General features: G+C 62.7%; 10 protein-coding genes. 6 read left to right on the top strand and 4 right to left on the bottom strand.

The window, feature by feature from the left end; translation table 11 throughout:
• Nucleotides 1-45: 45 nt before the first annotated feature.
• Complete coding sequence (locus tag LK533_RS10830) at nucleotides 46-1116, bottom strand: hypothetical protein (protein ID WP_229362889.1); 1071 nt, start codon at nucleotides 1114-1116, stop codon at nucleotides 46-48.
• Between the two features lie 89 nt (nucleotides 1117-1205).
• Here LK533_RS10830 and LK533_RS10825 point away from each other — a divergent pair, with 89 nt between their 5' ends.
• Genes LK533_RS10825 through LK533_RS10815 form a run of 3 tightly spaced genes read left to right on the top strand, consistent with a single transcriptional unit; the run spans nucleotide 1206 to nucleotide 1975 of the window.
• Complete coding sequence (locus LK533_RS10825; RefSeq protein ID WP_229362888.1) at nucleotides 1206-1574, top strand: DUF1413 domain-containing protein; 369 nt, start codon at nucleotides 1206-1208, stop codon at nucleotides 1572-1574.
• Nucleotides 1571-1759: a hypothetical protein gene (locus LK533_RS10820; protein ID WP_229362887.1), complete on the top strand. Its 189-nt coding sequence runs from the start codon at nucleotides 1571-1573 to the stop codon at nucleotides 1757-1759. The genes LK533_RS10825 and LK533_RS10820 overlap by 4 nt, the downstream gene beginning before the upstream one ends.
• Before the next feature lie 15 nt (nucleotides 1760-1774).
• The gene (locus tag LK533_RS10815; RefSeq protein ID WP_229362886.1) at nucleotides 1775-1975 is read left to right on the top strand and encodes a hypothetical protein; all 201 of its coding nucleotides are present in this window, start codon (nucleotides 1775-1777) and stop codon (nucleotides 1973-1975) included.
• 386 nt (nucleotides 1976-2361) lie between these two features.
• On the opposite strand, the gene LK533_RS10810 is transcribed toward LK533_RS10815, so the two are convergent.
• A complete protein-coding gene (locus LK533_RS10810; RefSeq protein ID WP_229362884.1) occupies nucleotides 2362-3549 on the bottom strand; it encodes a helix-turn-helix domain-containing protein in 1188 nt (395 codons plus the stop codon).
• 344 nt (nucleotides 3550-3893) lie between these two features.
• On the opposite strand from LK533_RS10810, the gene LK533_RS10805 reads away from it, so the two are divergent.
• Both LK533_RS10805 and LK533_RS10800 read left to right on the top strand, forming a co-directional pair.
• Nucleotides 3894-5231, top strand: a complete 1338-nt coding sequence (locus LK533_RS10805) for a hypothetical protein (protein ID WP_229362883.1) — start codon at nucleotides 3894-3896, stop codon at nucleotides 5229-5231.
• A 261-nt stretch (nucleotides 5232-5492) separates the two neighbouring features.
• Nucleotides 5493-9305 (top strand): hypothetical protein, encoded by a 3813-nt coding sequence (locus LK533_RS10800; protein WP_229362882.1) that lies wholly within the window; start codon nucleotides 5493-5495, stop codon nucleotides 9303-9305.
• Between the two features lie 456 nt (nucleotides 9306-9761).
• On the opposite strand, the gene LK533_RS10795 is transcribed toward LK533_RS10800, so the two are convergent.
• Nucleotides 9762-10241 carry an RES family NAD+ phosphorylase gene (locus LK533_RS10795; RefSeq protein WP_229362880.1) on the bottom strand — a complete coding sequence of 160 codons (480 nt, stop codon included), beginning with the start codon at nucleotides 10239-10241 and terminating at the stop codon, nucleotides 9762-9764.
• The gene (locus tag LK533_RS10790) at nucleotides 10238-10672 is read right to left on the bottom strand and encodes an antitoxin Xre/MbcA/ParS toxin-binding domain-containing protein (protein ID WP_229362879.1); all 435 of its coding nucleotides are present in this window, start codon (nucleotides 10670-10672) and stop codon (nucleotides 10238-10240) included. Before LK533_RS10790 ends, LK533_RS10795 begins: the two co-directional genes overlap by 4 nt.
• A gap of 408 nt (nucleotides 10673-11080) precedes the next feature.
• Here LK533_RS10790 and LK533_RS10785 point away from each other — a divergent pair, with 408 nt between their 5' ends.
• The gene (locus tag LK533_RS10785; RefSeq protein WP_229362878.1) at nucleotides 11081-12478 is read left to right on the top strand and encodes a tyrosine-type recombinase/integrase; all 1398 of its coding nucleotides are present in this window, start codon (nucleotides 11081-11083) and stop codon (nucleotides 12476-12478) included.
• The last annotated feature ends 83 nt before the right edge of the window (nucleotides 12479-12561 follow it).

Here is a 12561-nt window from a genome sequence, read left to right as displayed (position 1 = left end):
GGCATCTAAGCCCAGCTGTGCCTGGAAACCCGATGCCGCGACTGGTCAATCGTTCTCTTGGCCGGCGTCTGCGGGCGGACGATCGTCGAAGCCAACCGAGGCGCTGGTCGGTCGGAGCGGTTGTTTAGGCACGTAGCCGCCGTCACCCCATCTGCCGGTCACCGCCACCGGGCGCCGCAGCGAGATGCGCGCCGGCTCGCCGGGCGCGCGGCAAATGGTGAGCAGCTGGCGCTCAACTGGCACAGCCGCTGACGAGTAGTCGAAATCGATGCCCTCGACGGAAGCGAGCATGCGAAGCAGCGATTCCAGGCACTGCGTGACGAACAGCTGATGCTCGGGCGTCTGCATGACGATGATTGCCAGCATCACGAGAACGCACACCCGGTTCGCCCGGTTCATCAGCATGTCGTCATCGAACGACGCGCGCGGACATCCCTGATCGCTCGCGTAAAGCAGCTCGTTGCGTGCGTTGGCCTCGCGCTCTATGCGCGCCTTCAGCGAGCCCGTCCCGCTCTCGCTCGCCAGCTCGGCGAACTGTTCCTCGAACAGGTGGACAAGCGGCGCCGAGGCGGCGCCTGCGCGGATCAGGAAGTTCAGCGGGTGATCTGGCTCTCCCCAGAGCGGCTCCGGCGATCCTGCCATGGCGGCGACGTCGATCCGGATGGACACCCTCGGCTTACCAAACCGGGACAACGCGACCTTCGGTGCCGGCATGCCTGACGCGACCAGGACGCGGTTAACGGCCTCGACCAGTGGCCAGAAGGCGCTCTTGTGCACGTGATTCCAGGGCCGAAGGCGGTCGGCGCCAGCGTAGCGGCGCGCCTTGAGCGCCTGTATCAGCGCGGTCGCCGCCTCCTCCTCGGCGGTGATCGCGTGAAATGCGGACATCTCGTCATCGACCCCGTGTAGCCGCCAAGCCTTCCTCAGGTGCAGGAACGCGTTTCCCGCGCAGTGGCGCACCCGTCCCGTCAGCCGCGTGGATGCGTCCTCGATGCCGAGCTGCCACTCGGCAAAGGGGAAATCGTCCGGACGCTTCGGGGCTGGCGGGGGCGCTTCTGGAGTCATGACGCGGAAGATGGGTGCGACTGCTGGAGAAACCATGGCCTCACGGATCACTTGGTGGCGCGTTCGGATGTTGCGGCGTCGCGTGTCTTGACATCGTCACCGCATATTATAGGTACCTCTCTTAATAGGAGGCCAGTGATATGCCGGTCATCAAGACCATCGTTGACGACGCAGCCTACGCGTCGCTGACCAAGAAGAGGAAGCGGGCGGGCCTGCCCAGCGTGTCCGCGCTCTTTCTGAAGGAGTGCGGTGAGCTCACCGACGAGCGGGAGGCGGGCGAGATCGTCAGGCAAGCGCTCAAGCTGGCGGCCAAGAGGGAACCGAACGAGAAGTTCAAGCTCCAGGACCTGTTCCCTACGGCGCGCTGGGAGATGTTCAGCAAGGGTGCACGGCTGCGCGGGGGGCGCATGTTCAAGGCTGAGGTCGACGGCGCTCAGACCGGCATTCGCGCGGTCGAGAAATCGTCCTCTAACCATCAGTATTACGTGCGCGCGGCGGCTCGGGCGTGACCGGCCGCGCCGGCGACATCATGCGCAAGCTCATGGACTTCGTAGCCGGCGAGGAGGATGGCGTGCCGTTCATCGACGACGTGACGTTGACGGCGGACGGCGTCACTTTCCAGCGTCTGGACGAGGGCAAGTTTGTCGATGGGCGTTTCGAGCGCAACATCCGCATTGATCAGCCGACCCACTGACGCGGCGATGGTTCGGTGCATGCGCATGTCTACGGCCGCAAGGGCGGCCAACTAGCCGTCGTCAACGCAAACGGCACCGGAAGCCACGGATCGAAGGGCCGGCTCCACCCGCGTGACGCCGACGCACTCGCCAAGCAGGGCTTCAACATCCGCGCCGACCGTATAGTGGAGTGGTGGGTGGTGCCGGACCTTGGGCCGGAGATCCTCTACGGCTGAAGGAAGGGGCAGCTTTCCCGTTTCGCTCACCCGAACTGCTGGCCTGCAACGGCCACTATGTGACGTACCCTGGTGTCACAACCGGGCGGTTCTGACGCGGCCAACGTAGACACGGTTTTCCGGGGCTTCTAAAGGGTCACAAGTCAGGTTCAAAATGTCCGCTAAGGGGAGTGACGGCCATGCGCTCCGATGACCGGATTGAGGGCGCATTGCTGACCGGCAGCTCCCCCAACACCCACCAAGCGGCTTTTGGGCCGTTATCGGCCCGGCAGCTTTCGGTGCCGTAACAGCTTAGTCGGACATTCGCAGAGCTAGTCGACGGAAGGCGCCGCGCGGCCCAAGGAAGCCGCGCAGCACTACGATCTCACAGCGCTACCGCGCGTTGCTCATAGTGCCGCCCCCCCAGCACCATCACGCCTCCCCAGGCGCAGCCATTGCTTGAGACGACGATCGGCATCGCGAACGGCATCGAAAATCTTCAGGAGCGATTTGCCACCATCCATGTACACCGACATCTTCTCGATAGCGCGGAGCGCTACGGCAATCTCCCGCAATTCCGCGCGGGCGGCCGCGTCTCCCGCGCCGGCGCCGATTGAGGCTACGTAGAAGAGCGCTTCCCCACGCTGGCTCGCCTCCGTCTGCGCAGCTTGATAGATTGAGCCGCTCGAATCTGCCTCAATCCGCTCGATCAGACGGCTGAGAAGCTTGGCCTCAGAGACGACCACCGCCCTCTGATCGGCCGCTACCTTGGCGTTGAACCTTCCAGGGCCGAGGTATTTGGCGCGAACTCTCTCGACGATTTGCTCCGCATCCTGGATTGCACCGAGAACCTCGAGGCTGGGTCCGGAAAGCATGGGACGTTCCTGTGCGATCACTTCCAGTGCCAACGCGAGCTTGTCCAAAGGCTCAGCGAGGGCTTCCAGCTCGTGCGGTACGCTCGCGGCGAAGCGGCGAGCAAGGTCAGCCTGATGCCCCGCAGTCCAGCGGACATTCTCGGCCCATGGGTTCAGTTGGCGGAGCTTCCGCTCAGAAACCGTCAAGTCCACCTGAGCCCAGAAAGGTGCCAGTCCTCCGAGGAATTCGGCCTCGGGCGACGCTTGGCCATGAGCCGTGCTCCAGGAAAGCACCGCCTCGATGACGTCGTCTGGTGCCATCGGCCGGGCCGCCGTCAGCAAACGATGATAGGGAATGCTGGAAGCGTAGTAGATGGGCTGGGCGCCTTTCGGAACCGTGATCGCCGCGACGACCTTGTCCTCGAAAACCGCAAACCGGATGCCCGGCGTGATCGTGGGCCGGACAAGATTGAAGATACCCTCGAGACGCTCGCGAATGCCCCGCCGGACGACATCCTGTGCCCCTTCCGGAATACCGATGATCTCGCCGCTGTCTTCTACACCGAGAAGGATCATGCCCGCATTTGACGTCGCGAACGCCGCGATTTCCTTGGCAAGATCGCCGGCATGCTTCGGGAACTCGCGCTTGAATTCGACCGTCTGCGTTTCGCTCGCCGCCGCCAGGTGCGGCAACTCACGCGTCAATTCAGCGTCGGCCCAGCTGGGGAGTTCGGTATCCATGCCGGACAGGATGCCGCTGCATTTCGCCTCTTGCCACAGGATAATACCCACAACTTCCGCGCTGGTGTTCCATTCGTAACCCGATGGTTTGCACCACGGACCTCGTGGAACTCGGCACGCCGGCGGCCAGAGCATCGCAAGCAGCCGATCGCCTGGCGGACTCGCGAGTCATTCGCATATGCCAGTAACCATAGGTGGGCCGGTAGCGGGCTGTCTGCTTTCGGCAGCTGCTGGCGGAATAAGGACGCGCAGTCGCAGCCTCTGCCGCCAGGCACATCCGGCGCCATGTGCCGAAGTCACGCCACCCCATTGCAGCCCTCGGCGATATTGTGTCCTGTGCTGGGATGAACGCCATCATCAATTCCATAAGCGACCGGGAGATAGCGTCGGCAACCTGGTTGGCAGCCTTTGTGGCCTTTGTGCTGATCAACAAATCTACGCGCGATAGCCTTGGCGCTGTGATAAGGGCGCTGTTTCAGCCTGCGCTTATTATACCACTTGGGATCGCCGCACTATACGCTAGCGGCGAGATTTTCCTACTCAGCTATATGGGCTGGTGGTCAGTCGCAAACCTGAAAACCACCATTCTTTGGCTCGTGACGTTCGCGTTCGTCACCATGTTCGAGGTGGCGACGGCCAAGAACCGCAAGGCGGGGCTCGGCAAGATCACGGCGGAAATCCTCAGCGTGGCGGTGTTGGTCACCTTCATCGCGGAACTCTACAGCTTCCCGCTGATCGTGGAGCTGATCGCCCTGCCGTTTGTCACCGTCGTCGTCCTGATGGCGGAAATGGCCAAGCACAAACCGGAGCACGCGCCCGTCGCCAAACTTATGGGCTGTCTCTCCGGCCTGATTGGATCTTCCTATATCGGGTTCAGCCTGTGGAAGTCGGTCGAACTGTGGCGCGACACGTTCACATGGGCAAACTGGCTTGAACTGGTCATCCCGATCATCCTGTCCGTCGCCTTCCTGCCGTTCCTGTACGCGTGGCGGACCTATGTCGCTTACAATGAGATGTTCACGACCATCTCGATCTTCGCTATCGAGAAGGCGCTGGTTCCCTATGCGCGGTGGCTTGCGATCACGCGCATTCGAACCGATCTCGATCTGCTGGAACGCTGGCGAAAATCGATCCAATCGGCGCGCCCGGCGAAAAAGGTTGAGCTGAAGCACACGCTGACGGCGCTGCTGGCATTGAAGGAACGGGAAGCGAGCCCTCCCACCGTGCCGCCAAAAGAAGGTTGGTCGCCCTATCTGGCGATGCAGTTCCTCGCGGACGTTGGCGTGGAAACGGGCCATTATAATCACCGATACGAGGATGAATGGGGCGCTTCGAGCCCGATGCGCGAACTCGGGAAGGGTGACGGCATCTGCCGCAACAACATCGCCTATTACATCGACGGCACGCAACACGCGGCCACGGTTCTGAAGGTGAAGCTTAACGTCAACATGACTGCCGACCGCACCGACGCCGAGGATATGTTTCTCCTCCACGCCATGCACCTGCTGGAGCAGGCGGTGAGCTTCGACGCCGTGGAACGGCTCAAGGTGCAGATCGCATCGCTGAAGGATTTTGAGGCCGATATTCCATTCGGATCGGTGTCGCTGACGCGTGAGAATTTCAACGGCGGCGCGATCAAAGACGGGTACTCGTTGATTTTCACCGTGAGGCGGGGCGGATGAAGCGGGGCAATATCGAAAGGCTACCGCCAGGCGACATCATCCTATCCCGAATGGGACGGCGTCATCGCCAAAGTTTATCGCGACTCCGGCTGTCTAGAATTGTGGAAGCACGAACTCGCCCTCCGCCCGTGTCGATATGACCTCGCCTTGATGGACACCATTACGGACCCGGCAATGCTGATCCCAATGGATAGATTTCCACCCGCGACCGACCGCGTCAATACAAGGCCGTCACTCGCGCAAATAGGGTAGAAGGTTGAAGTGACAGAACAATCGGAGACCCCCGCCAGCGAAAAGCTCACTTGGATGACTTTCATGGGGCAAGGAGCGATGCAATGGGGCCATTCGGATCTTCTGGCCGTAGGGTCCGACAAGGACCTTGCCCGTTTGGGCGAGCTCGCCGCCTATTTTTCGATCCGCGGCGACAAAAATGGAGGCCGTCTGGCGGACCAGGTCTGGATCGTTCTTCCGCCCTCGACCGCGGACGAACAGGCGACCGCCCTGGATCAGTTGAGAAAAGCTGTTGATGCCACCCTCACCGAAGTCTCCAGCGGCTCGGCCACTGCCGAGATGCGTGAGGCCGCATTCTCATTCCTATCTTTGCAGTTCACGGATAGCTACGACGGTGATGCGCTGGTCCGGGCGCTCTCGGCGGCGCCCACGAAGACTGCCATCATCGTTGTCGAGGCCGGCCGCTATCGTATGGCCGCCACACAAATTCCTAACGGCAGCCAGCTGGAGGAGACAGTGCGGGCAGCACATCTCCACCAGCTCCTGACCGAGGTCGACGCGCTTTGCCGGGCCAACGAAATCTACGTCACGCTCGATTCAGGCTTTCTTCCGCCTCAGCGAAAGGAGTCGCTGGATCTGCTGCAGTCGGTCGGTGACGCCGGATTTGTGTCCGGTGAGATCGCCGGAGCTGAGCCTATCGATGCCGACGAAGTTACTGCCAGGGTTTCGCGGTGGAATGATGCCGTCGATGCGGGCGGTATTGGGGGCGTGATCAAGGAAATCGATGGCGATGACAGCCTGTCCGACCGGCAGCGCTTCTTCCTGAAACTCGAGTTTCTTTCCAGGGCAGGTCTTTCGGACCCGTTTCGCGATCTCCTTCAGGCCAAGTCGGACATGTTGGTCGAGCTGCCCGTGCGGCAGGCTTTGGCGATCGCGCGGCTGTCTGAAACTGCCGACATCGACGATTTCGCGGAAGCGCTTATCACGCAGGCGCTCCCGAACATTCGCGACAGCGAAGACTTCGCCCAGGCGCTCGACACCGCGCTGCGGCTGCGTGGTCAACGACTTCGGTCAGCCGTGCTGGAGGCGTTCCGCCGGCTTCATCCCAACGCGCCGACATTGCAGCGGCACGACGTGGTCGTGGCGGCATGCCAAGGTGACTACGGTCGCGCGAACACGATCCTGGAATCGATGACCGACAGCGATCACGAGGACGAAATATCCTTCTACCGCCTGCTTGCCGATGGCACGCAAGCCGATGGCTGGAACCCTTACATGGTTCACGCGACGATCGCCGATGACCTTCCCGAGTTCGTTGGCGATGGCGGCGTAGAGATCGCGCTCCAGCTCGAGCGCGCGGGTCGGGTGGCCGAGAGCTTCGCGTTCTTGCTCGGGCGCAATGCCGAGGTAACCAGCCGGGAGCTGCTCCTCCTCATTCGCCTGGCCAGCACGGCGCTCCAGGCAGCGGCCCTGTCGAGCGACGATCCGATGGTCGAGCAGGTCATGGACCGATCGATCGCGTTCCTGGCGACCCATCCAGGTGACGGACGCGTTCGCACGCGGCTGGCCAGGCTGCTCGGCCCGACTGAGACTGGTACGCGCGGGATGGCGATCCTCGTCACCGCCCTCCTCAAGCGTTCGGTCGCGAGGCCGCCGATCGATCCGCGACCCAAGATCGCCGACCGCCCGCCGGTTATTCCGGCGGATCAGACCAAGGCGCCGCTGGAGCGTATTTGGAAATGGCTCGCCGACAAGGGCCAAGGCATTTGGGTGGTAGGACAGCATAGCTTTCCGGCCGAGCTGCTCGACGTATCCGCGGACGCGCTCATCGCCTCGATCCTGATCCAAGCGGACTATGCCGGGGACCGCATCGCGGAAACGGATGATCTTGTCCTGCCCAACATGTATCTTGCGGCCGCCAACGCTATCGCCCCGCTCGCCGAGCAGCGTGACGAGGATCTGACGATCGCTCGGACCGTGGGCAGCAAGTTCGCGGTCGCGGGCAAGGGACAGGCCGCCCGCGACATCGCCGAGTTCATTGTCACGAACAGCGGCGACCGTCCGGAGCGGCACCGGATAGCCCTGTTCAGCTTCGCGGACATCTACGCGCGCGTTGGCATGAGCACCGAAGCGATGGTCGCGATGGCGGCTGCGCTGGAGACGCGCGCGAAGGCATCCTGGGATGAAATTTGGTTCGAGACGAACCTGCTGTTCCGGCTGCTTCGCGACGCCGGAATGGCCGACCTCGCTTTGCCGCTGCTTGATCGTTCGCAGGAAGCCCTTGAGCAGCTGGGCATTGCTGAGCGTGACGGCTTTCGCCTTGCAACCATGGCGCTTCAGGCCGCGACAGCTGTCTTTTCCCGCGATGGCGGGTCCGATGAGGAGCTGATTGAACTGTTCGACGCAGCGGCCGCCAACGCGGCGGAAGTGATCGACCGGAGCGATGACCTGCTGCCGATTGCGATGGCCCTGAACACGCTGGTCCACATCGGCGGCAACCGAGTTCCCGAACAGGTCGCGTCCGCCGAGGCACTCCTCAAGCAGATTGTCAGCAAGCTCCCGCCTGAGCGCCAGCCTATGATCCGGGCAGCGAGCCGGGTGCCGACACTTGCCGACATCGCCGACGTGGCGCGTGGCCTCGACAATGCCCGCTACGCTATCGATGCGGGCTACGACCTGAGGCACTTGCGCGTCATGACACGCACGCTCGTCGGGAATGCCTTGGCCGAAGTCGACCCCAAAGCGCTGACCTACGCTGTGGAAGCCTCAGCGGACCGCGCGATCGAGCTTCGGGCTGCCGACGGCACGCTTGTCGAGGTCGAGCGCCTGCTGACACGAGCAGAGGCTCCTTACGAGGCGGCGATCGAGCTCAGCCGAGCGGACACCGCGATCGTCGGCATGGCAATGTTCGACAGGCAGCTTGCCACCGTCGAGTTCGAGAATGGCGATATTTCCGACCTCACGGTCGAGCCGGAGAACACCTTCTCTGCTGAAGCGCTCAATCGCTGGAGCGAGCGTTTCCCCAGGGATTATTCCCTGGAGTCGGTAGACCAGGACGAGATGCGCGACAGCGTCGCGAACCTGGGGCTGACCAAGCTGCCCAAGCGGTCGATCATCGTTGCCGATGCGCGGCTGCAGCGTTTCCCGCCCAATCTCCTGACGATCGACGGTAACTGCGCGGGCTTCGATCATGCGGTCGGCGTGACACCCTCGCTCGAATGGCTGACCGCATCACGTCAGCTCGACCGGAAGGGGAACGGTGCAGCGCGCATGTGGATTCCGGTTTCCCCGGCTGGCGGGGAAACTGGTCCCCTTGCCATGATGGCAGATGAGGTGGCGCCGATCCTGACCGGTCACGGTGTCGAGCTTGAGCGCGGCAACCAGCCATCACCGGGATTTGCCGATACCGACGTCGCGATCATCGGCGCGCACGGCGGACTGACCGAGGTGAACCGCTATTTCCGGTCGCTGAGCGACGACGGTCACGGCGTTACCGAGATTGCGCAGATCGCCGAGGTAACCCGCAAGGCCCGCCTGACGATCCTGTTCGTGTGCTCAGGCGGCCGCATCGATCCTCACCCGGAAACCGGGATGGCGATCGGACTCGCAAAGCAAATCCTCGCGCGCGGCAGCGCCGCCGTGATCGGGCCGGCTTGGCCGATACCGTTTTTTGTCGCACGGCCTTGGCTGGACGCTTTCCTGAAGGCGTGGCAGGGAGGTATGGTAGTGCTGGATGCTTGCCACGTGGCCAACCGCCACGTTTCCGACAAAACCAGTTGGGACCCCAAGCGCGCTCTGGCCATGTCGCTCTATGGCGATCCTTTTATTCGCAAGGACCCCTGATATAGCGGCGTTCGCAAATCATTGACGCGCACGGCCCGACGGTTTGCGATAGTGCATAGGCCAATTATGGAAGTCGGGTCTCGCGCGATAAAATCCGCTATTCCGAAATCGGCCCAGTTTCTCTTGTTCCGGGACGCCGGGTGAGGTCTGAACGACGGCTTCTGACAGGAGTTGCCGTTCGACATGTCGCGTCTGCATGGCCGGAAAGTCCCAATGTCGGTCGTTCCCGCTGTCGCCCAGAGCCGGATGAACGAATGGCAGGTTTCACGATCACGCTGAGCCAATCTGAACGGCGGCAATGAGGGCACTAGCTGCAATCGCCAGCTTTATGGATGAGCGTCCGCTTAGGTGGACTTGTCGTTGGAAAGCGGACAGGCCGCTCTCCACCTGAACCGGCGCGTTTGGACTGAGGATTGTGGAGATCCCCGTCTGCTGCGGAGCGTGTCTAGCAATTGTTCAACCGTACAGCCGCTCGTCCCACCATACCGGCTCTGGCAGCTCATAGGATATGTCGGAGGCATCCGCGTGCGTCGGGTTGATCAGGATATTTCGCTCAAGCCGCGCCGGAATGGATGGCACGAGCAGGAGCGCGGTTCGCTGCTCCTCATACCAAGCGATTCCAAAAGCTTTGCAGATGCTCTCGTCCTTGCCGTCCCAGCCCGGATGCGCGGCGGGCTGGAAGACCTCGTAGCTGGTGCCGTTCGGGATCGTGATGCGGATGTAGTGCTGGTTTGCCGGCAGCACATTGTTGGCGTGGACCAGCTTCTCCAGCATCGCGGTCGAGTAATGCTCCGACGTGTAGATGATTGGGCTCGCCGCCGTGTTCCAGCGCCCGGGGTATAGCCGCGCACCTTCGCTGTCGTAGATCGGGTGGGCTCCATCCGGGTCGCCGATGCGGAAGGCGGTTAGGACGCGGTCAGTCTTGCCGCCCTTCACGCGCCGCCGCCGTAGGCCGCCCGCCCCAGCAGGTTGATGACGAGGTCAGCGCCGGGTCCGGTGGCGAGCGCCACGTCCAGCGGCGGCTTGCCGTCAAGCATGGGGTGCGGGCGGGTCAGGAACTCGCGCGCCTTCTCGGGCGCCTGGTAGATGTCGAGTGCGAAGCTGAACACCTTGGCGAGGCGCGCCAGCCGGTCGCCTTCCTCGCTGGTCAGCCGCTTGGAGGGTGACTTGCGCCGCCGCTCCAGCGTGGCTTTCGGGATCAGGCGGAACTTGAAGCGGGCATCGTCAGGCGCCACTGTGTGGGCCAGGCGGTCGAGCGCTGTCACGGGTAGGCCGTCCTCGATGGAGTAGGCCAAAGCGAGCCGGGAGGCCTGTTTGCCCACCGGTACGCCCAAGAGCGCTTCGATCGATGCGGGTTGAGTAGCCATGCCGTTCCTCGTCTCACGTGATGCTAATATATGCCTCATGTGAGACGCAGGCAAGGCTGCTCAAGGCTTGGCCGGTAAGCGTCATATGAGGCGCACACGAGTGGACAGCGGCGGATTATTTTCGCGGCCGGTGGGAAGGATTGTGGGCCAGCCGCACGGACGCCGACTAAAGTCCGTTGTTTAGCAGCCACTTAGCGACGTTCTGCGGCAACCTCCCGCTCCGCCACGGACCGTTCCACAGGGGTCCGCAATAGACCACTGGTCTCGACTTTTTCCTCCTGATTACCGACGCTTAGCAGACCGGTTCGGCCTCGGCCGTCCGTGCCCGTCCATGCCCATCCAGCAAATTGGAAGGGCGAAAACGAGGTACGCGCGGTCGAAAAACGAGGTATTTTCGGAGACCGAACCATGCTTACCGATGCCAAGGTGCGCGCGGCCAAGCCGCGCCCCAAAGCGTATAAAATCGCCGACGCCAATCGCCTTTTCCTGATGGTGACGCCCAGCGGGGGCAAGCTGTGGCGCTGGAACTATGAATACGACGGCAAGAACAAGACGATGGCCTTCGGGGCCTATCCGCTCGTGTCGCTGGCCGATGCTCGCGAGAAGCGGGACGGAGCCTATTCGGTGCTGTGCGAGGGGCAGGATCCCAATGTCGCAAAGCGGTTGAAGATCGAAGCGAACCTTGAAGCCGGGCGTCAGACGTTCGAGCGTGTTGCTCGCGAGTGGTATGGGAACGCCAAGGGGCAATGGGCGACGATCCATGCTAGTGACGTCATCCGCAGCCTGGAGCGCGATGTCTTTCCAACGATCGGCTCCTTACCGATTGCGCAATTGACCCCACCACTGATCCTCGGGGTTCTGCGAGAGATCGAGGCTCGTGGGGCGATCGAAACAGCGAAGCGCGTACGGCAGCGCATCTCAGCGGTGTTCGTCTGGGCCATAGCCCAAGGCATCGCAACGGCAGATCCCGCCGAAAAACTAGGTGCCGTTCTAAAGCCGCTGCGCAAGGGGCGCCAGCCGGCCATCACCGACCTCGTTCCACTCCGTAACATGATCCTGGCGGCCGAGGATGACCATGCGCGGCCGATCACGCGGCTTGCGCTGCGGATGCTAGCGCTCACCGCAGTCCGGCCAAGCGAACTGCGGGGCGCCGAATGGGCTGAGTTCGAAGACCTCGACGGGAAGCTGCCGCTCTGGCGTATCCCCTCGGCTCGGATGAAAGGCGACCTCGATCGCAAAGAGGAAGCCGGCGGCGACCACCTCGTTCCCCTCGCGCCGCAGGCAGTTGCAGTCCTGCGGGCAGTTTGGCCACTAACCGGGAGCGGGCCGCTGGTCTTCCCCAGCAATCGGCACGCCCACCGGCCGATGAGCGAGAACGCGATCGGCTACTTGCTTCACCGTGCCGGCTACCACGGGCACCATGTCCCGCATGGATTTCGAGCGGCGTTCTCGACAATCATGAACGAATGGGCAGAGCGGCATGGCGAGCCGCACGACCGCAAGGTGATCGATCTGATGCTCGCCCATGTGCCCAAGGATAAGGTGGAGGGTGCCTACAATCGCGCGGCCTACATGCCTCGCCGTCGCGAAATCGCTTTGCAGTGGGCGGGCATGCTGAGCGAGGGGCTCCCCGACCCGATCTTGCTCGTAAGTCGTCCAGCCAAGAAGCTTGGTTCGCTATCTCGGCGGCGGGTGCCGGAGCCTGTGGCTCCCGATTTCACCTTCCCCTTGGCGGCTGGGCCAAGCGCAGGTGCGACGACGACAGCTTCGGCGAAGCGCAAGGTCTACCGATCAAGAGCAGCCTGAGCACAAGCCCTTTTCTTGGCTGTTCGAAAAAGCGGTGTTTCGAACAGCCACAACCGGCTTGTCGGCGTGTGCTGATGACGGGA

The sequence above is a fragment of the Sphingomonas sp. PL-96 genome (genome assembly GCF_020707215.1).
Lineage (GTDB): Bacteria > Pseudomonadota > Alphaproteobacteria > Sphingomonadales > Sphingomonadaceae > Sphingomonas.
This window is presented reverse-complemented; position numbering and strand designations above follow the sequence as displayed.

Coding starts and splice junctions, on each gene's coding strand:
- LK533_RS10785 (WP_229362878.1), top strand. CDS start 11,081: ATGCTTACCGATGCCAAGGTGCGCGCGGCCAAGCCGCGCCCCAAAGCG.
- LK533_RS10790 (WP_229362879.1), bottom strand. CDS start 10,672: ATGGCTACTCAACCCGCATCGATCGAAGCGCTCTTGGGCGTACCGGTG.
- LK533_RS10810 (WP_229362884.1), bottom strand. CDS start 3,549: ATGGATACCGAACTCCCCAGCTGGGCCGACGCTGAATTGACGCGTGAG.
- LK533_RS10825 (WP_229362888.1), top strand. CDS start 1,206: ATGCCGGTCATCAAGACCATCGTTGACGACGCAGCCTACGCGTCGCTG.
- LK533_RS10805 (WP_229362883.1), top strand. CDS start 3,894: ATGAACGCCATCATCAATTCCATAAGCGACCGGGAGATAGCGTCGGCA.